General features: G+C 41.0%; 23 protein-coding genes. 7 read left to right on the plus strand and 16 right to left on the minus strand.

Annotated features, from left to right (window positions below; all coding sequences use genetic code 11):
* The first annotated feature begins 68 nt into the window (after nt 1–68).
* A complete protein-coding gene (locus tag FTT86_RS02555; RefSeq protein ID WP_180180485.1) occupies nt 69–1,787 on the plus strand; it encodes a proline--tRNA ligase in 1,719 nt (572 codons plus the stop codon).
* A gap of 54 nt (nt 1,788–1,841) precedes the next feature.
* Here FTT86_RS02555 and FTT86_RS02560 read toward each other — a convergent pair whose 3' ends face one another.
* The 8 genes from FTT86_RS02560 to FTT86_RS02595 all read right to left on the minus strand — a co-directional run bounded on the left by FTT86_RS02560 (nt 1,842) and on the right by FTT86_RS02595 (nt 12,447).
* Nucleotides 1,842–3,245 carry a hypothetical protein gene (locus FTT86_RS02560; RefSeq protein WP_004645847.1) on the minus strand — a complete coding sequence of 468 codons (1,404 nt, stop codon included), beginning with the start codon at nt 3,243–3,245 and terminating at the stop codon, nt 1,842–1,844.
* Between the two features lie 21 nt (nt 3,246–3,266).
* The gene (locus FTT86_RS02565; RefSeq protein WP_180180486.1) at nt 3,267–5,552 is read right to left on the minus strand and encodes a hypothetical protein; all 2,286 of its coding nucleotides are present in this window, start codon (nt 5,550–5,552) and stop codon (nt 3,267–3,269) included.
* A gap of 33 nt (nt 5,553–5,585) precedes the next feature.
* Complete coding sequence (locus tag FTT86_RS02570) at nt 5,586–6,308, minus strand: hypothetical protein (protein ID WP_180180487.1); 723 nt, start codon at nt 6,306–6,308, stop codon at nt 5,586–5,588.
* Nucleotides 6,309–6,320: 12 nt separating this feature from the next.
* Nucleotides 6,321–8,336, minus strand: a complete 2,016-nt coding sequence (locus FTT86_RS02575; RefSeq protein WP_180180488.1) for a hypothetical protein — start codon at nt 8,334–8,336, stop codon at nt 6,321–6,323.
* 234 nt (nt 8,337–8,570) lie between these two features.
* The gene (gene dcd / locus FTT86_RS02580) at nt 8,571–9,140 is read right to left on the minus strand and encodes a dCTP deaminase (protein WP_180086359.1); all 570 of its coding nucleotides are present in this window, start codon (nt 9,138–9,140) and stop codon (nt 8,571–8,573) included.
* Between the two features lie 123 nt (nt 9,141–9,263).
* Nucleotides 9,264–9,857: a LysE family translocator gene (locus tag FTT86_RS02585; RefSeq protein WP_004732019.1), complete on the minus strand. Its 594-nt coding sequence runs from the start codon at nt 9,855–9,857 to the stop codon at nt 9,264–9,266.
* A 257-nt stretch (nt 9,858–10,114) separates the two neighbouring features.
* A complete protein-coding gene (apbC, locus tag FTT86_RS02590) occupies nt 10,115–11,374 on the minus strand; it encodes an iron-sulfur cluster carrier protein ApbC (protein ID WP_180180489.1) in 1,260 nt (419 codons plus the stop codon).
* A 275-nt stretch (nt 11,375–11,649) separates the two neighbouring features.
* Complete coding sequence (locus FTT86_RS02595) at nt 11,650–12,447, minus strand: hypothetical protein (protein WP_180180490.1); 798 nt, start codon at nt 12,445–12,447, stop codon at nt 11,650–11,652.
* Between the two features lie 313 nt (nt 12,448–12,760).
* On the opposite strand from FTT86_RS02595, the gene metG reads away from it, so the two are divergent.
* On the plus strand, nt 12,761–14,821 hold the full coding sequence (gene metG / locus FTT86_RS02600) for a methionine--tRNA ligase (RefSeq protein WP_180180491.1): 2,061 nt from the start codon (nt 12,761–12,763) through the stop codon (nt 14,819–14,821).
* 142 nt (nt 14,822–14,963) lie between these two features.
* Complete coding sequence (locus FTT86_RS02605; RefSeq protein ID WP_004280734.1) at nt 14,964–15,320, plus strand: hypothetical protein; 357 nt, start codon at nt 14,964–14,966, stop codon at nt 15,318–15,320.
* 54 nt (nt 15,321–15,374) lie between these two features.
* Here FTT86_RS02605 and FTT86_RS02610 read toward each other — a convergent pair whose 3' ends face one another.
* Nucleotides 15,375–15,491 (minus strand): hypothetical protein, encoded by a 117-nt coding sequence (locus FTT86_RS02610; RefSeq protein WP_086044934.1) that lies wholly within the window; start codon nt 15,489–15,491, stop codon nt 15,375–15,377.
* Between the two features lie 268 nt (nt 15,492–15,759).
* Here FTT86_RS02610 and FTT86_RS02615 point away from each other — a divergent pair, with 268 nt between their 5' ends.
* On the plus strand, nt 15,760–16,740 hold the full coding sequence (locus tag FTT86_RS02615) for an MBL fold metallo-hydrolase (RefSeq protein WP_180180492.1): 981 nt from the start codon (nt 15,760–15,762) through the stop codon (nt 16,738–16,740).
* Nucleotides 16,741–17,188: 448 nt separating this feature from the next.
* Nucleotides 17,189–18,376: an ammonium transporter gene (locus FTT86_RS02620; protein ID WP_005247869.1), complete on the plus strand. Its 1,188-nt coding sequence runs from the start codon at nt 17,189–17,191 to the stop codon at nt 18,374–18,376.
* A 69-nt stretch (nt 18,377–18,445) separates the two neighbouring features.
* On the opposite strand, the gene FTT86_RS02625 is transcribed toward FTT86_RS02620, so the two are convergent.
* Together FTT86_RS02625 and FTT86_RS02630 are read right to left on the minus strand one after the other, a co-directional pair.
* Complete coding sequence (locus FTT86_RS02625; protein ID WP_004280739.1) at nt 18,446–19,069, minus strand: LysE family translocator; 624 nt, start codon at nt 19,067–19,069, stop codon at nt 18,446–18,448.
* A gap of 103 nt (nt 19,070–19,172) precedes the next feature.
* Nucleotides 19,173–19,355 carry an NF038215 family lipoprotein gene (locus tag FTT86_RS02630; protein ID WP_005265954.1) on the minus strand — a complete coding sequence of 61 codons (183 nt, stop codon included), beginning with the start codon at nt 19,353–19,355 and terminating at the stop codon, nt 19,173–19,175.
* 180 nt (nt 19,356–19,535) lie between these two features.
* Here FTT86_RS02630 and FTT86_RS02635 point away from each other — a divergent pair, with 180 nt between their 5' ends.
* Nucleotides 19,536–20,417: a 1-aminocyclopropane-1-carboxylate deaminase/D-cysteine desulfhydrase gene (locus FTT86_RS02635; RefSeq protein ID WP_180180493.1), complete on the plus strand. Its 882-nt coding sequence runs from the start codon at nt 19,536–19,538 to the stop codon at nt 20,415–20,417.
* On the opposite strand, the gene FTT86_RS02640 is transcribed toward FTT86_RS02635, so the two are convergent.
* The gene (locus tag FTT86_RS02640; protein ID WP_180180494.1) at nt 20,414–20,737 is read right to left on the minus strand and encodes a hypothetical protein; all 324 of its coding nucleotides are present in this window, start codon (nt 20,735–20,737) and stop codon (nt 20,414–20,416) included. The two genes, FTT86_RS02635 and FTT86_RS02640, sit on opposite strands and share 4 nt — an antisense overlap.
* A 187-nt stretch (nt 20,738–20,924) precedes the next feature.
* Here FTT86_RS02640 and FTT86_RS02645 point away from each other — a divergent pair, with 187 nt between their 5' ends.
* Entirely contained in the window at nt 20,925–22,124 is a 1,200-nt protein-coding gene (locus tag FTT86_RS02645; protein ID WP_005247873.1) for an NAD(P)/FAD-dependent oxidoreductase, read from the plus strand.
* A 29-nt stretch (nt 22,125–22,153) separates the two neighbouring features.
* Here FTT86_RS02645 and FTT86_RS02650 read toward each other — a convergent pair whose 3' ends face one another.
* From FTT86_RS02650 to FTT86_RS02665, 4 genes are all read right to left on the minus strand, one after another.
* Entirely contained in the window at nt 22,154–22,303 is a 150-nt protein-coding gene (locus FTT86_RS02650) for a hypothetical protein (RefSeq protein ID WP_005247874.1), read from the minus strand.
* Between the two features lie 129 nt (nt 22,304–22,432).
* Nucleotides 22,433–22,600, minus strand: a complete 168-nt coding sequence (locus tag FTT86_RS02655; RefSeq protein WP_005106221.1) for a hypothetical protein — start codon at nt 22,598–22,600, stop codon at nt 22,433–22,435.
* Between the two features lie 68 nt (nt 22,601–22,668).
* Nucleotides 22,669–24,615 carry a mechanosensitive ion channel gene (locus FTT86_RS02660; RefSeq protein WP_180180495.1) on the minus strand — a complete coding sequence of 649 codons (1,947 nt, stop codon included), beginning with the start codon at nt 24,613–24,615 and terminating at the stop codon, nt 22,669–22,671.
* A 200-nt stretch (nt 24,616–24,815) separates the two neighbouring features.
* On the minus strand, nt 24,816–25,148 hold the full coding sequence (locus FTT86_RS02665) for a hypothetical protein (protein ID WP_005106219.1): 333 nt from the start codon (nt 25,146–25,148) through the stop codon (nt 24,816–24,818).
* Nucleotides 25,149–25,264 lie beyond the last annotated feature (116 nt).

The raw sequence follows: 25,264 nt of genomic DNA on the forward strand, positions 1-25,264 counted from the left end.
CCAAATGCTCACCTCATTTTTTATTGTATAATCCCTGCTTTAACGCTTAATTTTTTAGGACAGTTTCCATGCGCGCGAGTCGCTTTTTATTTGCAACGTTAAGAGAAACCCCGAACGATGCTGAGGTTATTTCCCATCAGCTGATGCTTCGTGCCGGTATGATTCGTAAGTTGGCTTCAGGTCTATACACCTGGTTGCCGATGGGCGTTCGCGTATTAAATAAAGTTGAAGCGATCGTTCGCGAAGAAATGGACAAAGTCGGTTCACTTCAAGTCTATATGCCGGTGACTCAACCTGCGTCTTTGTGGGAAGAATCAGGTCGTTATGTACAATACGGTCCTGAGCTTTTACGCTTCAACGACCGCCATGGCAACCCATTTGTTCTCGGTCCGACGCATGAAGAAGTGATCACTGACCTTGCACGTAACGAATTAAAAAGCTACAAGCAATTGCCTGCAAACTTCTACCAGGTACAAACCAAATTCCGTGACGAAATTCGTCCACGTTTTGGCGTAATGCGTTCACGTGAATTCATTATGAAAGATGCCTACTCTTTCCATGCCAACCAGGAATCACTGCAACAAACCTACGACGACATGTATGCAGCCTACTGCAAAATCTTCACCCGTCTTGGTTTAGATTTCCGTCCAGTACAAGCAGATACCGGTTCAATCGGTGGTTCAGGTTCTCACGAATTCCACGTACTGGCTTCAAGCGGTGAAGATGATATCGCATTTTCGACTGAATCTGACTATGCAGCCAATATTGAAATGGCAGAAGCAGTACTTGTCGGTGAACGTGCGGCACCTACACAAGAACTCAAACTGGTAGATACACCAAATCAAAAAACCATTGCAGATGTATCAGCATTCTTGGGTACGAACCCTGCTCATTCAGTAAAAGCCTTATTGGTTCAAGGTGTTGCGACTGAAGAAGGTCAAGATGCACCTGTGGTTGCTTTATTCCTTCGTGGCGATCACGAACTGAATGAAATTAAAGCTGAAAAACATCCTTTAATTGCTGCACCTTTAACATTTGCTACTGAAGAACAACTGCAAGCCCTTGGCTTAACTGCTGGCTTTGTCGGTCCTCAAGGTCTGGTCGAAAAAGGTGTAAGCGTTATTGTTGATCTTGCAGCATCTGTATTGTCTGACTTTGTTGCAGGTGCAAATGCAGCAGATCAACACGCAACAGGTGTAAACTGGGAACGTGATGCGCAGTTCACTGAAGTTTATGACCTACGTAACGTGGTTGAAGGCGATCCATCTCCAGATGGTAAAGGTACGCTTCAAATCAAACGTGGTATCGAAGTGGGTCATATCTTCCAGTTAGGTCAAAAATACTCTGAAGCGTTGGGTTGTAAAGTTTTGGGGGAAGATGGCAAACCATTCACTGTAACCATGGGTTGTTATGGTATTGGTGTAACGCGTGTAGTAGCTTCTGCAATCGAGCAGAACTTTGATGAGAAAGGCATTATCTGGCCAATTGCCATTGCACCGTTTGAAGTTGCCATTGTGCCGATGAATGCACACAAATCTCCACGAACTATGGAAGCTGCGGAAGCACTCTATGCTGAATTACAAGCTGCAGGTTTTGACGTATTACTTGATGACCGTAACGAACGTCCGGGCGTGAAATTCTCTGATCTTGAGCTGACAGGTATTCCACACCGTATTGTAATTGGCGAAAAAGGCTTAGATGCAGGTACGTTTGAATATAAAGGCCGTCGTGATGCTGAATCTGTAAATATCTCGAAAGAAGAATTATTGGCAAAAATTGCTAAATAATTTTGCTTTCTTATAAAAAATCCTGCGTAATGCGGGATTTTTTATGGCTATAAACTAGCAGAACTTATGCCCACCAAAGCAGTTTGAAGTCACATTCTGGTTTTGTAGCAACTTATCCATTAAGGTTAAGGTTGCGGGAGTTCCACCATTGTAGTTAGTAAATTGACCGACATCAATATTTAATTTACGTACGACTGGCACATTTGCAAGCGAACCTACAGCTTCACCTACATTTACATTAATCAAATTTTCAGGACGTAACAGGAATTCTGAAATAGCTGTGGCAACTTGAGGTAATACAAATGAAATATCCACTTCATCTGTGGTTTTTAATACCCCTAGTTGGATCGGATCTTTAAAAGACATCCACCAACCTGGTTTGGCAATATCAGCTGCATCTGCTCCTTGCCAATGTACATTTTGACTTTGTAAAGATAAATAGCCGCCTGTACCATTTAAAGGAATATTATGAATCATGTTCAAAGCCTGAACAAAGGTAATGTCCATATTCAGATTATCCAGACTTGAACCGGCCCCCATTTGAAAGAAAGAATGAGTTCCCAAATTAAGAAAGTCAATTAATGGGTCGAACTCCACGTATAGTTTATCATTTGAGAAATTTGGTGTACCAATTACATCGTTTGGCAAAGTTGCGCCAGATATAGGCGCTGCCAAAGGAATCGAGGTAATACTGGAACGAATATTCGTCACAGTTGCCGACTTTAGTCGTTGTCCGGTTACAATAGTCTCAGGCATGGTAAAGTCCACCCGCATGGAAGGCACAGTAATTCCAGTATGGCCCTCAGCACCAGGCTTACTAATAAATTCACGTGTTTGCCCCAAGGCCTTTAAATTCCCTTGAATTTTTTGATCACTTGCATTACCGAAAGTTCCGGCCTTTGTTACAGACTCGCCCGTAGTCTGCGCCATTTTCATATAGCCACTAAAACTTTTGAGACCATCATTCGGATTCTCAACGTTATCAGTTCCCATGGTCAAAAGCCCGACAATTTTATCTGCACCTAAGCGAAAACCCACTACTTCTCGGGTAGAGGCACTTCCGCCATTTTTAATCGCAAATTCAATAAAAGGATTATTTATACTGGCACTAGTATTAGCCCGATCACCGGAAAAGACAGGATTCCCTTCAGCATCAAAGCTGGGATTCAATCCACTTAATGCTAAGTTGGAAATATCAATATCACAGCCTGTTCCACCGTTACTTCCACCACAACCGAGTTGTAAAGTTTTAATATTAACGTTCAACTCCATCAAAGCCTCAACGCTCAGCTTATGAAAGTTAATCCCTTGAGATGAATCATAAGCATTTTCTAGATTTAATAATGCTTGCGCATCAACTGCAGATAAAGCGTCATCATCTAAAGCTGTCATTGCAAAACTTTGCTGTGTAATCACACACATTGCCAAAGCCAGACTATTCAAAAATATTTTTTTCATTTTAACGTCCTTATATTCTTATTAACGTGGTGTGATTCCCATCGTGCTACGTATGGTTCCACCCGTCAGTGCAATACTTGCCATGTTTTGCATATTGCCATTGGTCGCCATGGCAAAATTGGTCTTAAATGGTGTTGCAATATTATTTTCATAATTGAGTTTGACCTGATTATCCAAAGTCACTGTATCTGCACTGACACGAACTTTTGCTTTGACACCTAAATGACCTTCCATCCGGTTAAAATTAATTGACGAAGTTTTTAATACCCCGGTTGAATCAATATCTTCATTGGCGATACTAAAATAGCTGCCTAAATTTTTATTATCTGCACTTTCTTCAGTACTTAAAGGCCTAAATTTAAAGTTTGCATCAAATGACAAAAAGTTAGTATCTGGTGAAGTGCTAGTTGGATCTACACCAGGGATAATCAGAAGCTCACCACTTCCATCTAATTTAAAAGCGATATTGGTTAAAACATCATCATGGTTAGAAAAATTATCATGCGGGACATACCCCCCACATTTAGTGACTAATGCATTGGTACAATTATATTTAGAGCCAGGTAATTGACCAATCGCAAGTTCTGCTTTGGCAGCAATCAGTAAATCATCGGCACGAATATAGATCCCTTCATCTTTATAACTAATAATCCCTTCCGACTTGATCAAAGCATCGATATTCCTAAAACCGGCATAATAGTTAACTGCCTCACCATGATCGCCATTTTTACCATCAATCAATATAATCGAGGTTGTGCTTGGCAAACCGGTTTTCTTGTCAATTCCATAGCCTTCTGTAGATGCCATAATGTTATAAGCAATTGCTTGCTTATTGTCTGTTCCATAAGTCGTTCCAGACAACGCAACATTGGCATTTAAATTATAAATAGGAATACCGATTCCCCATGAACCACCATCGCCACCAATTTCCGCCAAAGAGTTATCTGATATAAAACGTGCTTTCGCAGCAATAGACTGAAAATCCATTCCACGTACGGCGATATAAGCAAAATCTTCTCCATTCGTGGTGGTACTGAGTGTCTGTTTAAGTACAATGCTACTACTACCTAAAGTCTTTTGCATATTTTCATTGATTATGAAATCGAGACTTTTTGCAGTAATGGTATTTATATATATATTTCCAAAGTCGATATAAGCATTTTTACCATGTAAGGCACCGGCAGCAGTACGTGTAGTCAATGGTCTGAGCTTGGAAAATTGCACCGCATGGCTTCCCTTACCGGTATGACCAATCTCAAGTGTTGTAGGTGCCATAGTTGCTGGAAGCCCGGTACTATTAGCACCTGTAAAATCTGCAGACAAGCCTAGATTTAACCCACCTTCTCCGACCAGGCCACTGTAACCTGTAGCAGCTTTGTCCTGACGTTCTAGTACACCATTCACCTTGTTACTAACATCAAAAGTACCTATCTGGGTTTGATCGGCACTCATCGATAATCTTGCGTTAGTGACTGCACCCGAAGCCCCTAAACGCATAATATTTTTACGTTCATTATTTGGCGTGTTATAACGCAAGTCAATATTAACCCCTGGATTGGTCGGATTAAACCGGTCAGCCGTGATATCGGTCATATCTTCAGCACGCTTTAGATCCACATAATGATCTTGACTGCCATTTCGTGTGGTCAGTACCACGCCTTCATCCGGGTCAATGTACATATATCCTTGACCCGCGAAGTTAAAGTTAAAGTCATTCAAAATCAGACTATTTTCACCTAATTTATGACTAATCGTGGCATTTTTAAGTTGAAAATCGATACTGGCAATTGAATCTTTATTAAATAGACCTGCACTGGTTTGTAATAGCACACTAAGAGGTGTAGAGGTACTAATCCCTAATGCCCCCAAACTTTGATTAGATTGAGTACCCGCAGTCCGAATACTATTCGCAGATTGACTACATGGATTGGTCGTACACGCGATCTTTACCAATTTTAAATCTGCAGTGGCTTGAAAGGGTGAAACACTTGCAGCTAGCCGAAGTCCTGCCCCTTGTGAAGTGGCACCTACATCTATTTCAAGTTGACTAATGATTGGTTTATTATCTTTTCCAATAATCTCAACATTATGTAGACCTAAGCCCATTTTAGTATTGGCAGTTGGATTTGGATCATACCAATTGGCTTGAGCAATACTGGCTTTAGAGATTTCATGAGTAATCACCATACCATCTTGTCCAGTGACTTCACTCAATTCCTGCTCTTCAATAGTTTCAAGTGCATAACCTTGTTGTATAAGACACATGCATACCGTTAGCAATTTCAACTTTATTGTTGTTTTTTTCATTTTTATATCCTTATGCTGTACTTGACGTTGTTACTAACAACGACTTTGTGCCCCACCTGTACAGTTATAACCAAATATTTTCAAATTGCCAGACATATGCAGATTTCCATGAATGTTCAACCCCATAAATCCTTTTTCAGCACCTTGATCAAACGAAGGAACATCTTGGGGCGCGGTTGTATAAGTTCCATCGGCATTATAGGTACGCCCTGTATACGTACTATAAACACCTGTATTGGCATAACCTTCCAAGGCGCCAGCACCTGTACCCGTTTCAATGGAAACTGTATTAAAGCCTAAATTACGGATCTTTAAAGGCTGGTGATCATAAAAGGTAATTTGCATCGCCGTTTGTGGTTCATTACGATGATTAATGATGGTTGTACCATCAATTGAAAACTTATCAATCTGAATCGTGCCTTGAATGCCTTTAAAGACTAACCACTTTTTATTTCCATTGGCATCGACATGGTTATTCGGCGCTATTGCCAGACGGCAAAATTGTTTTGTTGCTCCACAAGCGGTGGGATCTAGAACATAAAATACTTCGAGCGGGTTGCCACTTCCATCAAGCCGAGAAATTTTATCTTTACTTAAATCTGTCGCATAAATATGGTTTAAAGATAAAGTCCAGTTAAGATCTGCCCCGCCTTGCCCCACGGTATTGGTTAATGCTTGCTGATCAAGGGCTTCCAATCCGGCAAAACTGGTCATAGAGGTACATAATAATGCACAGAGTGTTACTAATTTGGACATTCTTATACTTCCTTATAGACCAGTTGTTCTAATTTTCAGATGCTGAATCAGGACCCCATCAATGACAGCAGATCCAAAATTCTTACTTACACCATCAGTATTTTTGAATACGATTCCTGTTGAATTCACCCCATCCTTGGCGCGCAGCATATTTGTCCCTGAGATACGCTCTGTAGTCCCTATTGAGATGCTACTGTGAGTCGCATTACGCCCTTGATAAAGTGCGGTGGTATCTGACACATTATTTTTAATCGGTGTACCACAACTATAGACATTACAGGTCGAACCCTTTAAATCTGTTGTACCCAGTCCGTCCCCATAATTTTGATAAATTTGATTATAAATAGCAGGAATATTGGGAATACGTGTCACTTCTAAAATAATATTATTGCCTTCTGAACCGACAACGAAAGGCTGGTACATATTACCAAGCACCAAATTAATATTTGGACTATAGAGATATAAACCCTCAGAATCATGAAATATAGGAGCATCACTTCCATTCAAGGCCGGGGTCGGGACATTACCATCAAGTGCATCTGTTTTTGCTGCGGTACTGAGACGAATACCTTTACTGTTAAGATTACTATCGCTACTGCTTAGATTTTCTGGTCGATCATTGGTATTCAGACGAACAATACTCGCCATACCTAATGTTTGGCTGTAATTCTTATTATCAGATTCTAAGGTTTGAAATAACCGAACTTGCGAGCCATTAAAACTCAGACCATTGGCAACAAATTGGGTTCTTAATCGGTAATCCGTATCAAGTCCTGATATTGGCCCACCTGTTATAGGATCTACAAGATTAGAGGAGTTAAGCTCACGTGCAAAAATATCACTCCAGAAGCCTAGCTTGATATTATTATCATTTTCGACCCCTGCAATTGGACTTAATGGGGCTTCCAAAGCAATATAGCCTACATCTTTAGCAGCGTCCTTAAACTGTTTGACGTTTTCAGTTCCTGCCCGGAATAACCAAGGATTATCTGCTGATCCCCAGCTAAAACCCTGATTACTGTAGCGTGTGCTTAAAGAACCATCGCTTTTCGATAATGCCAGACCATAAATAAATACATCGGCTTTAGTTCTTAAAGTGCTCACAGAGCTTTTAGCAGCTTCAGTTTTAGCAGCCTGATCTGCTCTAGCAATGATTTCAGCCATAGCAGCACTATCTGCATCCTTCATTATTCCGGCTAAAGCAGCTTCCAATTTTTTATCGTAGTCTGCTTTAATTAGTGCAAGAATTCTTGCATCTACAATCGCTCCAATAATATTTTGTCTATCAACAGTCGTACTCCATTCAGTTGAAGGAATTGATTTCGTCGCATCCTTACCATAAAGAAGGTCAATCATTTCCAATGTATTTGTTTTGGCCTTATTATCTAAACCAATTAGATTCCCCGGTGAGTGATCAAACATTGTTGTGCCATCATCGACTAGACTATATTGAATTAAAGCGGGTTTACCGGCTCCATTATAATAATCATCACGACGTTGGTCATAATAGGCTTTCATAAAGTCTGTATTATAATAATAATCGACTAATTCTTGCTTAAATGCGTCCCGGTTTGTTTGTGTATCATGAGTATTCTTAATCGTATTATAGTTATTATTATAAAAATCAGTTTTTAACGTATCATAGGCTTGCTGATACTCAGTTGCATAATTCTGCGTTCTTTCAACATGAAAAGCATTATCATATGTAGATTTATAAACTTTGTCGTATACACGCTGCCCAAGTTGGTTGTAATTCTCACCCGTCGGGATAATACGAATAAAGCCTGTATCTGCTTGTCCGGGGTTTTCAATGCCTCTGGCATAACTAGAACTAGCAGAAAGATCTTTAGGACCTTGAAACACCATTTTAAAATCATCAAGTACCAGCGCAACACCCTCACCGGTGGTGTCAGAAAGAGAAGAATCTGATAATTCCTGCATCGCATGTGCAGAAGGCAACAGGCTGAAACCGATTGTCATCGCCAAATAACTTTTGCGAAATTTAAATATATCTTTTATCTGAGCCATCTCACTCTTTCCTTTTTATTCGATGCTCCGCACCTTATACTTCAGCTTCCCAGCCGCCAATCTTTGATTTTTTATAATGCATCGCATCTTTTTTATGGTTATGCGGAATCCATTATGCTGATTTTTGATACAGATGCCAAAGCCAATTAGGCGAAAAATAGCAGTTTCCGATGAATGAAAATCTCAAAAAAATAAACGGGACATAAAGTCCCGTCATTCAATATTTTAAAACAATTAGGTCTTCGGCAAAGTAACGCCTGTCTGACCTTGATATTTACCACCACGATCTTTATATGAGGTTTCACAGACTTCATCAGATTCAAAAAACAGCATCTGCGCTACACCTTCACCTGCATAAATACGCGCAGGAAGATTGGTAGTATTTGAAAACTCTAAAGTGACGTGTCCTTCCCACTCTGGCTCAAGCGGAGTCACGTTAACAATGATGCCACAACGCGCATAAGTAGACTTGCCCAAGCACACGGTCAAGACATTACGTGGAATGCGGAAATATTCGATGGTACGCGCCAAAGCAAACGAGTTAGGCGGAATGATACAGACATCCGACTCGATATCAATAAAGCTGCGTTCATCAAAGTTCTTCGGATCGACAATTGCAGAATGCACATTGGTGAATACTTTAAATTCACGTGCACAACGCACGTCATAACCATAGCTGGATACGCCATACGAAATCAGCTTTTGACCATTTTCATCCAAACGTACCTGGTTTTCTGCATACGGTTCAATCATGCCGTGTTTTTGGCTCATTTCGCGAATCCAACGATCAGACTTAATTGCCATTGATATAATCCAAAAATCTTAAGAACAAGTTATTGCGACGTACTTTAACTGAAATTGACACTAATGAAAATAAGTGAAAGGCTTAGAGCTAAAGTTGCCAAAAAATTGCTGATTGAGATCAGCTTATAAACTTAAAAGTGCAGAATAGCTTAAAGGAATGGAAAAGCTCATTAATACCAGCGAAGCCGTTTTCTGCAGGTTTTTCTGATTGAGCCAGCGACTGTTTTTTCTGGCCAGGATTGAACCCAGAAAAGTCCAGAAGAATGCAATCGGGATCAACAGAAGCAAGAAAACCAGCATATGAGTCACATAATGTTGGCCGCTTTTCCAGACAATGACAGGAAAGATCGCTGAGGCAAATAAAAGTGCTTTAGGATTAAGCAAGGTTGCCAAAAATAATTCTCGTGCGCGAATCGAGACATTTTCAAGATTTTCGCTTATTTCTGCAGTCCGCCATAATTTCACAGCGAGAAATAGAATATAGCCAGCACTAAAAAGTTTGAGAATGGTCGGTAAAAGCGGAAGATGAACGGAAATTTTTCCGATCAGAATGCCCCATAAGCTAATGGCAATCAGATAACCAAAGGCTTCCGCAGGAATTAAACGAAATGTTTTTTTAAATCCGACCTGAATGCCTGAAGATGCCAATAAGGTATTGGTTGGGCCTGGTGTTAAAAGAATGGTTGCCACTAAACCAATAAAAAACCATGAAATCATAGTTTGACCTCGCTCTAATCCGAGTAGCATAGAAGAATTCGGTCAGTGCTGCAAAAAAATAATTGTAAGAGAACATATGATCTAAAATTTAAATTTATTTATTTTAATTAATTCAAATGTTTATATAATCTTTCAGGATAAACACCCGATAGTCATTTCAGTCAATTTCGATCATTTAAATCGAGCTAATTTTAAAAATAAGAAATAAGAAGCCCTAGCTTTTAGCTAAGGCTTAAATATCTGAATTGTCTGTAGAATTAAAAAATTCGACTATGGTCTTTCTCTGCTTTAGGTAACCGCGCTGCAATTTTCTCTGCAATCAGCATATAGCTTTCTGCAGCAGCATCTCCCGCGATCACTGACGGCGTTCCAGCATCGGCATTTTCACGAATTTTAGCATCCAAAGGTAAACGACCCAATAATGGGACTTGATATTGCTCAGACAGTTTATCGCCACCGCCTGTACCAAAAATCTGTTCCTCAAAACCACAATTTGAGCAGATATGGGTCGACATGTTTTCAATCACGCCCATGATCGGAATCTGCACGCGGTTAAACAATTCAATGCCTTTGGTCGCATCCAGCAAGGCCACGTTTTGTGGCGTTGTCACAATTACTGCGCCCGTTACCGGAATACGCTGCGCGAGAGTTAACTGGATATCACCTGTGCCAGGTGGCATATCAATCATCAGCACATCAAGGTCTGGCCATAGGGTCTGATTGAATAACTGCATTAATGCACCCGTGGCTTTTGGACCACGCCAGGCGACTGGAGTATTGTGATCTCCAGTTAAATGGCCAATTGATAATACCGCCATCCCATAGGCTTCGATAGGGACAAACTGCTCTGCTTCGATCATTGGCGTTTTGCCGGCATTGCCGAGCATAGTCGGAATACTTGGGCCGTAAATATCGGCATCTAGTACGCCTACGCGCAGGCCTAATTTCTGTAGAGCCAAAGCCAGATTTACAGTCGTGGTCGATTTACCTACGCCACCTTTACCAGATGACACCAGAATCACATTTTGAATCCTTGGGTGTTTTGGAACATCACGCTGTTGCGGCGCAGCTTTTTGAATAGGTGGATTATTTGGATCAGCTTCTTCTGTTTTTGCAGGCTGTGCCGACGCATCAACCACAGGGGGAAGATTGGGTTTTGCTTCCGCTTTGGGCTCGCTTGAACAGTTTTCACCTTCAGCATGGTTATGCCCGCAACCCCCTTCTTTCTTATGTCCAGTTTTCTGCTGAATCACATGCATATTCAGTTCTTGAATACCACATTTTTGCAAAGCTTCCGCCAGTTCATCATGAATCTGTTGCAGCTGCGCTTTTTCTTCTGGATAGGTATTCAAAGTGATTTGCAGAATCTCACCCTGTACATTGACCTGCGTAATACGATCTTTCAAGGCATTGCTGGAATTTGGCAAGATATAGTTTTGTAGTACATTTTGCACAGCTTCTTCGTTCACCTCCTTGGAAGGCGAAAAAACCGATTTAAGCGAAGAAAGCCAAGACATAGGTTACTCCAAAAATGTAGATCGACATCTGAATCGCTTAGTTTAACGGGGTTTTAGGCGAAGGTTAAGCACTGTATTGGAGAAGATGAAACAGATATCTTCAATTTCCAACCATTTTACTCGGTTTTGTGAAATATTTTATGGAATCTTGGTGAATAGAAATAATGAAAGAAAAGAGAGATGGACTATTTTGATGTAATAAATTTTTTTTATTTATCTCGAGCGTGTTAAGCCACTTTAACCTTCTATGATTAAAGTGGCTTAACGATCACAGACTATTTATGATTTTTATTGTTTTCAGATTTGTCCTGTTGATCCTTGGTATTTTTATCCTGATCTTGTTTCGATTCATCCTTTTTAGACTGAGAGTTGCTTTCTGAATCTGTATCTTTGGCATCTTGCTGCTGATCAGAATCACCTTCCTTCGATTGATTATCTTTCATTTTATTCATCGTATCAGTTGCCATCTGTTTCAGCTCAGCGAACTTAACCGAGGCTTCGCTGAATAAGTCTGTGATTTTCTGTCTGGTATCTTCAAACTTATGCATGGCTTCATCTTTTAAATTTGCCATACCTGCCTGCTGATCGGTCTGACCATCTTTAGCATTTTGTTTATCTGACTTGTTAGATGACTTATCTTGAGAGGTATGATCCGCTTTGGCTTTTTTCGCATGATCCGAACCTTGCTCAGCATTTTGCTGGTTGTCAGATTTGCCATGTTTCAGCTCATTCAGAAGCTTTTCACCTTTTTGCAATAGCTCTTCACCAATCGCTATCGCTTTGGCTTTTAAGTCATCCATCTTAAAGCTTTCAGTTTTTTTATCAGACTGATTCTCTTGAGAACTGTCTTTTTGCGCTGATTGCTCAGCATTTTCCTCTTTACCGTTATGCTGGGTATCAGACTTCTGATCAGCATGGGTCTGGGCACTTTGCCCGTTCTTATGTTCCTGATTATGCTGTTTATCCAGCTCGTTTTGCTTTTGCTCTTTTGCAAGCTGATCATTCAATTCGCGTGCATGTTGTTCTTTATCTTGATTTTGCTTCGACGTATTGTTTTGGTTCTGCTGAGTCATGAGGTACCCTCCTTAGGCATATCATATAAACAATCAGCCATTTTTTTAGCACAAAGCATTACGCGAATCGGGCGAAGTAAGCAAACTGCAACAAAGCCTGTACAAGTTGTTGCTATTGTTTGCAGGATGTAGCATGAGCTGAGTCAAATCTGTATTGAAAAGCTATATGCTAAAGATGATGCAGGCTTTTGTATTCGGGCTGTCCAAGTCCATCTATTCGCAGGGTTTCAGCAAAGCATTTCTTTGTAATCCCCTCGGCATCATGTAAAATTATGGCCCATTGCATAATGAATACGAATGAGAGAGTGAATCCGTGCGTAAAATTTTAGTCACCAATGCCCTTCCTTACGCCAATGGCCCGATTCATATGGGTCACTTACTTGGCTATATCCAAGCAGATATTTGGGTACGTGCCATGCGTGCGATGGGTCATGATGTGACTTATGTCTGTGCGGATGATGCTCACGGAACCGCGATCATGCTACGTGCCGAAGCGAATGGCATTTCACCTGAAGCGCAAATTGCCAATGTGCAAAAAGAACATATCCGTGACTTTGACGGTTTCGGTGTGCATTTCGATCATTATGATTCTACACATAGCGATACCAACCGTGCCCGTGCATCTGAAATCTATGTGAAAAACCGTGATGCTGGCAATATTGCAGTTCGCCCGGTGACCCAGCTTTTTGATCCTGAAAAAGGCATGTTCCTGTCAGACCGTTTCATTAAAGGCACCTGTCCGAAATGTAAGGCGGAAGATCAGTACGGCGACTCATGTGAAGTCTGCGGTGCAACTTATAATGCGACAGAATTGTTGAATCCGCATTCCACTTTAAGTGGCGCAACTCCAGTCGAAAAATCATCTGATCATTACTTCTTTAAATTGCCAAATTTTGGTGAATACCTGCAAAAATGGACTCGTGATGAAGGTCGCTTGCCGGTATCGATTGCCAACAAGCTGGACGAATGGTTTGAAAATGGCTTGAACGATTGGGACATCTCCCGTGATGCGCCATACTTCGGTTTTGAAATTCCGGATGCACCAAACAAATACTTCTATGTGTGGGTCGATGCGCCAATCGGTTATATGTCGAGCTTTGAAAATTACATCAAAACCAAACGTCCTGAATTGAATTTTGACGATTTCTGGAAAAAAGATTCTGAAAATGAGGTCTATCACTTCATTGGTAAAGACATTGTATATTTCCATGCCCTGTTCTGGCCGGCGATGCTTGAAGGTGCAAACTATCGTACGCCATCAGGTTTATTTGTGAATGGTTTCTTGACGGTAAATGGCCAAAAGATGTCAAAATCTCGCGGCACCTTTATTAAAGCGGAAACCTATTTAGAGCATTTAAATCCTGAATATTTACGCTACTATTTCGCGTCGAAACTTTCAGACAAAGTTGAAGATTCAGACTTAAATCTGGATGACTTTGTACAAAAAGTGAATTCAGACCTAGTCGGTAAAGTGGTGAATATCGCCAGCCGTTGTGCGAAATTCATTAACACTAAATTTGATAACAAGTTAAGCACTACATGTGCTGAACCTGAATTGGTACAAAGCTTTATTGATGCAGGTAGTTCAATTGCTCAGGCTTATGAAGCACGTGAATTCTCGGCTGCGATTCGTGAAATCATGGCACTAGCAGACAAAGCCAACCAGTACATCGACGAGAAAAAGCCTTGGGCACTTGCTAAGCAAGAAGGTCAGGAACAACAGGTTCATGATGTATGTTCTGTGGGGATCAACCTGTTCAGTCAATTGGCAGTTTACTTGGCTCCTGTATTGCCGACACTAGCTCAACAGGTTCAAGATTTCTTGCAACTTGAAAGCTTCGACTTTGCTTCTCGCAAAACCATTCTAGTGGGTCATGAAATTGCATTGTTCCAACCCTTAATGCAACGTGTAGATCCAAAAGCGGTTGCTGCCATGGTGGATGCATCTAAAGATTCTTTAGCTGCTCCTGCTGCTGAACCAGCAAAAGCTGAGAAGAAAAAAGAGAAGAAGATTGAAAAGAAAGCTGAACCTAAAGTCGTTGAAGCTGAAATCATTAATATTGATGATTTTATGAAAGTTGACCTGCGTGTGGCTGAAGTTTTGGAAGCGGTTACGGTTGAAGGTTCTGACAAACTGCTTCAACTCACTTTAAACGTTGGTGAAGCTGAGCCACGTAATGTGTTCAGTGGTATTCGTGAGTTTTACCAACCTGAAGACTTAAAAGGTAAACTGGTGGTGATGGTGGCAAACCTTGCGCCACGTAAAATGCGTTTTGGGATCTCTAACGGTATGGTGCTAGCTGCGGGTAATGGCGACGGTGTTTGGGTGATTTCACCTGAATCTGGTGCTAAACCGGGTGATAAAGTGTCTTAAGTTTAGGTTTTGAGAAAAGAAAAGCCTCTACGTATGTAGGGGCTTTTTTATATCATCAGTTAAATTTACTTTCTTGATTTTTAATATTTTCAATATAAAATCAATGCGCTTTTTTATTCTTTTATAATTATTCGGGGTAAGCATGAAAAAATTATTAGTTTCAGTTCTAGCGATGTCTACAATTGCATTTACAGGTTGTTCGGTACGTATGGCTGACATGACAGTTGCATCTACTAAAAACTACAACCTAAACTCAAACCAGTTTGTGAAAGGTGAACGTGTTAAAGGTGAAGATAAAGTTCCTGTGATTTTATTCCCACTTGGTATTCCTAACTTCAAAACAGCAGTAGATCGCGCAATTGAAAAAGACCGTTGTGCTGTTGCACTTTCTGATGTGGTAATTACTCAGCTTAATCAAGCATTTATTATTGGCCAGATTGGCTATCGTGTAGAAGGCACTCAAGTGATTGACCGTTCTCAGCCTGAATGTGCTAAATAAGTTATAAATATAAAAAAGCCTCTATCTCTAGAGGCTTTTTTATTGCTGGGTCACTTAGCCTTGCAACACAAATTCCCAAATCACATAGCCCAGTCCAAAACCAAGTAGTGAATATAAGGTAATAATGAAAAATACAAAGCTGGCATTGTTTTTTCTTTTCCAAAAACTCATCGCGACACCCAAAGCTTGTTCGTAATACCCCATGTTAACGAGCTTTTCATAAAAAGTGAAATGTATCTAAGCATTTTATTTATAATAATATTTTCATTAAAAATAAATTCTTTACTTTCAAAAAATCAATATACAGATTCAGACTGATTTTTTAGTACAGATGACAAATCAGCACTTCCATTTTAAAAAATGGTAAATATACTCATATTCTTTTTTGCTGGCATCCGTGCTAATACATAGAATTGACTTTAATTACATAAGAATAGCTATGAAATACTTCACTTCTTCTCTCGTCGTGTCATTGCTTGCTTTAGGTTCAATGGCGGGTATCTCTCAAACACATGCACAATCCGTTTCTAGCACCCAACAACAAAAACAGGTTCCCGGTTATTATCAACATAACTTCGGGGATTACCAAATTACTGCCCTGCTAGATGGCACCAATTATCTGTCCAAAGCCTTATTTAAAGATATTCCAGCAGCTCAAGCCGACCAGATATTGAAAAAATACTACGTCGATCAAGCTAAAGGCATCCAAACCTCCGTGAATGCCTTTCTGGTCAATACAGCCAAGGAAATGGTTCTGGTCGATAGCGGGACTTCAAGCTGTAATGGTCCACACCTAGGTTCAGTGTATTCCAATTTAAAGGCTTCAGGGCATAAACCTGAACAGGTCAATGCCATCCTGCTCACGCATTTGCATCCTGACCATGTATGCGGCATCAGCAATAATACCGTGGCCAATTTTCCCAATGCCAACATTTATGTGTCTCAAGCTGAACTGGATTTCTGGATAAATCCCACAACGGTAGAAAAATTACCAAAAGCCAAGCAGGCAGGTTTTTTGGGCACAGTCGATAAAATCAAGAAAGCCATTGCACCCTATCAGATCAAGAATCAGCTCAAAACCTTTAAAACTGGCGATAAAATCCATGCTTTCGATGTCATCAGTTCGGCTGGACATACACCGGGGCATTTTGGTTTTAGCTTAAAATCACAAGGTCAGCAGATGGTGTTTATTGGAGATATTGTGCATTCACATACGCTGCAGTTTGATCGCCCACAGACCGGCGTTGACTTTGATGTCGATCCGAAAAAGGCGATCGAAACCCGCTTAAAATATTTTGCTGAATATGCGAAAAATGGTCAGACGGTAGCAGCACCACATTTGCCATTTCCGGGGATTGGACATATTTATTCTAAAGACAATAAAAGCTATCAATGGATTCCGGTACATTTTAAAGATTAATTGAATACTTCAATAATTTTATCTAAGCATGAAACCCTAATTCTTTAGGGTTTCATTTATTTTAAATATCCTTCAGCCAGATTCCCTATGACTTGGTAAATTTAAAACTTGAATGACGCTTTGAAATTTAAAAGCAATAGTTTCGTTTATTTTTAAATTTTTTCTTAAAAATCTTTTACTTTTTACGTGCACCTTTAGCATGCTTTTTTAGCACCGTTTTTCTTACGATAAATATAAACACCTAAAAATATAATATAAATCTGAATTTTATGAACTCTCGCCATGTCTTAGTTTGGTGCAAAAAAATAGTAACGTGCTTTATATCGAGTCTTATCAATTTCAAGAAATTCTTCATCAAAATTTCCCTTGCTTAGCCCTCTTCTACAATCAATTTGCCTCTATATACTGATTTTCTTTTGTGATCCCGCGCACTAAATTGGAACGCACCATGCAAAATATAGACTTATTATTTCTTCTTCTCGGTGCAGTTCTAGTGCTTGCCATGCATGCTGGATTTGCTTTTTTAGAGCTTGGAACAGTTCGACATAAAAACCAGGTCAATGCCCTAAGTAAAATTCTAACCGACTTTGCCATCTCCGCCATCGCCTATTTTTTAGTGGGCTACTATATTGCCTACGGTCAGCACTTTTTCCATGATGCTGCAACCTTGTCTGCCGATCATGGCTACAATCTGATGCGCTGTTTTTTCCTGTTGACTTTTGCTGCAGCAATTCCAGCGATTATCTCTGGAGGGATTGCAGAGCGTGCCAAAATGCGTTCACAGGCTTTAGCGACATTATTTCTGGTTGCGCTGATCTATCCGTTTTTTGAGGGTATGATCTGGAATGGCAACCTTGGTTTTCAGGATTGGCTGACCCATGCATTTGGTGCAAGTTTTCATGATTTTGCCGGCTCAGTTGTCGTTCATGCAATGGGCGGCTGGATGGCACTTGCCGCAATAATCCTACTTGGTGCGCGTCATGGCCGTTACAAAAATGATGGCCGGATCACCGCGCATCCTCCTTCATCAATTCCTTTTTTGGCTTTGGGTTCATGGATTCTGATTGTGGGATGGTTCGGCTTCAATGTCATGAGCGCGCAGCGGCTGGATGCCATTTCTGGACTGGTCGCTATTAACTCTTTGATGGCCATGGTCGGTGGAACAATAGCAGCCAAAGTTGCGGGGAAAGATGACCCGGGCTTCCTGCATAATGGTCCCTTAGCAGGTCTGGTGGCGATTTGTGCAGGATCAGACGTCGTTCATCCGTTGGGTGCTTTTTTTATCGGGATCAGCGCCGGCATTATTTTTGTGAAACTCTTTACCTATACCCAAAATAAACTCAAAGTGGATGATGTATTGGGGGTGTGGCCTTTGCATGGCGTTTGTGGTGCTTTTGGCGGATTAGCTGTGGGTATCTTCGGTCAGCAATGGCTTGGAGGAATGGGAGGAGTGTCTTTAATTTCACAACTCATAGGTACAGTGCTGGCGATTGTCATTGCTTTGGCGGGTGGTTTTTTGGTGTATGGCCTGCTTAAGGTTTTGATGGGTATTCGCCTGACTGAGGAAGAAGAGTTCAATGGTGCAGACTTGTCGATTCATCGTATTTCTGCTAATTCGGAAGAAAATACTTTTTAATAGACATAAAAAAAGCCTCTACGACTAGGGGCTTTTTTTATTTATAAGCAGAGCATCTAGATGAAGTAATTACTTCATACCAAAAATTAATTTTAAGCCAAGTACCGTCATAACTGCGCCTGCTGCGCGGTCAAACAAAGCCTTAAACTTCAAATAAACACGACGTGGCTTTTCCGCAGATAATGCAACTGCGACTAGTGAACACCAGCCTGCATCAATAAAGAAACATAAGACAGGCAAAACAAAATAAAAATACGTTGGAATTTCTTTGGGCAATAACGCGGTAAAAATACTGGCCAGCACAATCGCAATTTTGGGATTGGACAACTGTGTGATTAAACCAGTGGTAAAAGCACGGCGTAAAGACATCTGTTTGCTAATGGTTGTATCCGCTTCGATCGGATCTTTGGCATGTTTAATGATTTTAAATGCCAGCCAAAGTAAATATAGTCCCCCACAAATTTTTAAAGCCAGATAAGCCGAAGGTACAGCCAGCAAAAATGCCTGTAAACCGAGTACCGCCAGCAGACCAAAAATCGCTGCGCCGAGACCAGTACCCAATGCAGTAAATAAACCATGTTTACGTGAAATAGCAATTGAATTTTTTGCTACATAAATAGAAGTCGGCCCGGGACTCATTGCGCCTAACATCAGGGCAAAAGCAATCGAACCTAAAATCCAGAATGATTCCACGAGATAACCTGACTTAAAAATTGAAGGGCTATTTTAAGCAAAAACCTGAAGATTTGCTGTAAAAATTTCTGGATTTATCATGAATTTTAACGTTTGCAATCACTTAAGGTTTTAACTGATCCTGAGCACTTAAATGCTTGTCTAGCAGTTGATAATCCTGCTCATGTACAGGTACGCCACCAATAATCATGGTACGGGTTTCTGTTTTAGGTTTATTCAACGCATCATCACAGCCCGACAAACTGAGCAACAGGCCTAACAACACAGCATAGGATAATATTTTCATTATTCTACCCTCCTCAGGGTTTCCTCTGTTTAGATTAGCATTATTGTTTAAATTATCAGCAGAATATTTGTGACAATCTACAACCAATTCGACAGCGATCAGCTCGCGATTGCCTATTCAAAAGCTCTGATTTTTAGCACTTCCGCTATAATGCTTACATCATGAACTTTGCGAACTTTTATGTTTGAAACCATTGCCCAAAATATTCCAGATCAACAGATTAATTTTCACGATATTACTTTAACAATACGTCGTCTGGATCTGGTGCATCCGCAAATTTCGGGCAACAAGTTTTTTAAACTGAAATATAATTTTCTTGAAGCCAAAAGACAGGGTTATCAGCATATTCTGAGTTTTGGCGGTGCTTACTCCAATCATATTGCGGCAACTGCATTTGCCGCACAACAGTTTGGTTTTCAGAGTGTTGGAGTGATTCGGGGTGAAGAACTGGCTGATCGAACATTGAATCCAACATTAGCCACCGCCCAGCAATTCGGGATGCAGTTGCATTTCGTCAGTCGTGATGAATATCGGCGCAAGCAACAGCCTGAGTATTTGGCTGAACTCGCTCGACAATTTCCTAATCATTATATTATTCCTGAAGGTGGAACCAATGCTTTGGCGATTCAAGGTTGTCAGGAAATTTTAAAAGAAAATGATGCGCAATTTGATGTCATTTGTTGTGCAGTAGGGACTGGTGGCACCATCAGCGGATTGATCGAAGCCACTCATGGGCATCAACAGGTTTTAGGATTTTCTGCACTGAAAGGTTCATTTTTAAAAGATGAAGTCGCCCAGCTGACGAAAAAAACCAACTGGAACATTCTCGATGATTATTGCTGTGGTGGCTATGCCAAAACCAGTGCAGCCTTAGTGCAGTTTATCCGGGATTTTGAGGCCGAATTTTCAATTCCACTGGAGCAGATCTACACGGCTAAAATGCTGATGGGAATTTTTGATTTGATCGAGAAAAATTATTTTCCGGCTGGATCAAAACTGCTGGTCATTCATAGTGGTGGTCTGCAAGGCCGTAATATTCCCTTTGGTTTTACAGCAACCTAAGCTTGAATTGGTTGATTGTTATTTAAGGCAATTAACCCTTTGACCAAGCGGTAGATATGCCAGATAAAGGCCAGAAACACGATCAGGAAGCCAATCAAGATCACAGTCAATAAGCCACCGACGATATAACCCAGCAAACTGATCCAGAAGGTTTTAATTTGCCAATCGACATGACTTTCCAGCCAGGTACCGCGCATTTCATCACGCTTGATATAATTCATCACAATCGCAATAAATGGGGTAAGACCAAGAAAAAATCCTAAAATATAAAGAATATATGTAATCAGATTATATTGTTTTAAATCTTCCGCACTTGCCATTCGCTTTTCCTTGTTATTATGTTTTTAGTTTGTACAAAAACTATGCATGAGTTTTAAGCAGCTTTCAAATATTTTATGTTTAAAATGCGCTGCAAATCTGCAATCACGGAACTGATTTTTCTGGAATAGAGAAAGCTGAAATAAAATTGTCTATAATGCTTCCCTTTTCTTCTCCCTTGAGTGTGTGATGTCTTCCAAGCAATACGATGTTCTAGTCATAGGTGCCGGTGCCTCAGGTTTAATGACGGCGTATATGGCTGCGCAACGTGGGCGTAAAGTCGTGGTGGTGGAAAAAGCCAACAAGGTTGGCAAAAAAATCCTGATGTCTGGCGGTGGTAAATGTAATTTCACCAATCTGGAAGTCGAACCGAGCAATTATATTTCACACAATCCACATTTTGTGATTTCAGCTTTAACGCGTTATACCAACTGGGACTTTATCGGCTTGGTTTGTGAATATGGCATTGCTTATGAAGAGCGCAAACATGGACAGCTGTTTACCTTAAATGGTGCAAAAGATATCTTGTCGATGCTGCTGGCAGAATGTGATAAAACCGGTCTGGTCGATATTAAGACCAGTTGCGAAGTGAAAGCAGTGAATCCAGTCGATGATCAAGGCTTTCAGGTGGCGACCTCACTGGGATATTTTGAAGTTGAATCTGTCGTCGTGGCATCTGGCGGTTTATCTATTCCTACGCTTGGCGGTTCAGGCATTGGCTATGAGATTGCAAAACAGTTTGGACATCACCTCTATCCGACTCGTGCCGGACTGGTTCCATTTACCTTCTCTGACGGATTTAAAGAAGTGACCACGCGCTTAAGTGGTAATGCCGTAGAAGCAACACTCTCTAATGAACTTAACAGCTTTACCGAAGCCCTCTTATTTACCCATCGCGGTTTGAGTGGGCCGAGTTCCCTGCAACTTTCTAACTACTGGAATGTCGGTCAAAGCTTTAAGGTCGATTTCTTACCGAGTGTAGACTTACTGGATTTCTTTAAAGCAAAAAAACAAAGCCAGCCCAAAGTCTTATTACGTACACTCCTCAATGAATATTTACCGAAAAGTGTGGTGGCTGAATTACAAATTCTGATCTGGACTGAAAGTGCTGAAACTGCCATTGGTAATATCAGCGATGACAAGCTGGAACAGATTGCGGCACGTCTGCATGGCTTTGAAGTGAAACCTTCAGGAACAGAAGGCTACCGTACGGCGGAGGTGACTTTGGGTGGTGTAGACACCACGGAAGTATCCTCAAAAACCATGGAAAGTAAAAAGCAGAAAGGCTTGTATTTTATTGGTGAAGTACTGGATGTTACCGGACATTTGGGCGGTTATAATTTCCAATGGGCATGGTCATCGGCACATGCCGCATCGGAATATATTTAATCAATAGATAATCTGGATTGCTACTTAACTCATTCCAGATAATCTGTTTTAAACAGGTTAAGATTGGCCGTATTGGTTAGACGGTCAATCGCCAGCTGCATTTTTTGAGCTTCTCGCAGACATAGCGGTAAGTCATCTGCTGAAGATGCCATGAATTTATGTTGCAGTGCTTTCCACATATTGTTGATCTCCTTTTCTTTATATTTTTAATGCAAGAAAAATACCAAAATCATTTTAGTATTCACTTGAATATTCTATATTTTTTAAAAAATAAATTCTATTCCTAGCGACTGAGCAGGATTGACTTCTCAGTTAAATTCGTCTGCCTCTGGTATTTTCTTATCCAGCTCCCGCTCAGACTGCTCGTCCTGCTTGCTCTTTACAAAAATAAATCGATAGGCAGCGGTAAAAAAGCCAATCGTAATTCCTGCAATGACTAAAGGCGCCAGAACTTTGTTAGGTTTCTTGGTATTCATTCATTTTTCCTTATGACTGAACAAAATCGACCACATGAGCGTGGTCGATTTTGCTTAAAAATAAAAGGTTATTTCAGGTCATCTTTTTTCTGAGTTGAACGGTCAATATCGACATCTGGCTCTTTTTCTCCGGTTGAACCAAATGGATTATTGGCTGGTGGATGAGTCGGATCGACTTTTACTGAATCTGGTACGGCCTGATCCGCATCCGGATTGACAGGATCAATACCTAATGACTCATCATCCTGTGGTGCAGTGGTAAGGATTGCCGGGGTAGTATGGGATAAATCCGTACTCATAGGCGTACTCTTGTCTGAATCCTGATTTGGCACGATGCCTGCTCCTGGAGTTGTGATTGAGGAATCGCTAGTACCCGTAGCAGTTTGCGAACCACCAGAGGACTGGCTCATTGAGCTATCTGTAGAACTCATACCCATCGCCGCACCTGTAGTACCTGACATGTCGGCTGCACTTGTACCTGTGGTCTTGCTACCTAATCCAGAAAATATGCTGTTCTCAGCTTTTTCTTTGACTGGATTGGGTTCTTTAGCTTCTCGTTTGGCTTTATCAATCAAATCTGTGAGTACACGCTCCGCAGGTTGACGACCACCCAAACCAAATGCCAAGGCAAATGCCACTGCTACAGCACCCAAAGTTAGACCAAATGCCAAGTTAACAATTGAATCGGCAATACCCATGGCACGCAGACCCATTGCCACAACGAGTCCCATGATCAGAACACGAACCAGATTGGCTAACCAGCGTGAGCTGTTATATTCACCACGTTGTACGATATTCGCAACAATATTTGCCAGCCAGAAACCGATTACCAGAATCACCGCACCGAGCAGGATATTGGCACCGAAGTAGATGAACATTGCAATAAGACCACTGATCTGTTCAAAGCCCAGACGGTTCGCTGCTTCAGATACCGCAAATAGCATGGTGAATAAAACGATCAGGAAACCGACTACACTGGAAAGTTTAGTCGTGCCTAAAAAGCGCTGGATATCCAGTTTGGCAGGAATTTCATCAACACCTGTACCGGCAACTACTTCAACCACCAGACGTGCTACCAGTTTAGACACCACATACGCCAGAATCAGAATCAACGCAGCAGCGATGATATTCGGAATGGCATTCATGATTTCATACAGCATGGCTGTAGCAGGCTGAGAAATTGCCTCAATACCCAATGCTTCAAATGCAATGATCAGTGCGGTAATGATCACCACGGCGAAGATAAATGAACCAATCACCTGAGAAACATTCGAGTTTTTGAAGATGCCTACTTTTTCAGCATGTTGCTGTACGTTCAGACTGTTTAATAGTCCTTCAACAATACCGCGCACAATTTTCGCCAGGATATAACCAACAAAAATGATGACTGCAGCAATGAAGATATTTGGTAAATAACTTACGACATCGGTCAGCATATTTTGAACTGGTAACAACAGACCGTTGAGACCCAAAATAGACAGCACGATTGGCAAGAACAGCAATAAAATTAACCAGTAAGCAATTTCACTGATGTTTTTACTAATCGGACTGACACCAACTTCAGCACTGAGTTTTTCATCCAGTTGCGTTCGGTCCAGCAGTTTTTGTAGCCCTATCTTTACCAGATTGGCCACAATCCAACCTATGAATCCGACTGCAATTGCACCTAGTAACTGCGGGATAAATAACAGGAACTGCTGGATCATATTACTGAATGGACCGCTGACACTGGTAAGATTGAGCACGTTCAGCGCACCAATCACGGCAATAATCAGAATAATCCAGAACACGACGCGGGCAATAATGCTCTCCACATTGGAGTGATGACCTGTCGCCGTATTTAAATGTGTATTGGTGCCCAGTTTCTGCAAGAGCTTTTTAATGCCTGCCGAGACCAGTAACGCAATGATCCAGCCAATTACTAATATGGCAATTGCACTAAGAATGGGATGGAACTGATCCCAATAGTACATGGCATCGAAGCCACCACGCGGGCTTCTCATATAATCATTCATGTTGTTCTACCCTCTTTGTTATTAAGCTATTTATCTGAAATCAGGGGCATCTCCCTGAAACAATCAGCCCCTTTTTCTTCCGGATTCATATTAGATTTGATGTTTTCAGACTCAAGCCAGGTAGATGGCACTACCTTAAAACATCACCATCCATTGCAAAAAAGCCCCAGTGGTTCACTAGAGCTTTTCAGGTATTTCAGTTATTGAGTCGCCTGTCCATCAGTCGCAGTTGCTGTTGCTTCTGTGCCATCACCCACGGTTGCTGTAGCTTCCGTTCCATCATTCATGGTGGCGGTGCCTTGTGTAGGCTCACCGACTGGAGTTGAATTATTTGGGGTAGCTGGCTGTACATTCGGATTTGGATGTCCTGCAGGAGCATCATTCGCATCTGGATTCATGTCAGCAAACATATAGAACAGTAGTGCGAGTAAAAAAATACCGACCAAAATCAAGATATAAACAGGGATACGCTTTTTCTGCGTCACGTCTGCCTGATGATTTAAAGGTGGTTTTTTATTGAAATCATCGACCATAACCATCCTCACTCTTTGTTATTCATAAGTAGATTTTTAGAATAACAAGCTGTGAATAGGGCTTCTGTGACAAAACATGGTGAGATGGTGACGGGATGTAAGTCACTAATCCATCA

The sequence above is a fragment of the Acinetobacter sp. YH01021 genome (genome assembly GCF_013420255.1).
Taxonomy (GTDB): domain Bacteria; phylum Pseudomonadota; class Gammaproteobacteria; order Pseudomonadales; family Moraxellaceae; genus Acinetobacter.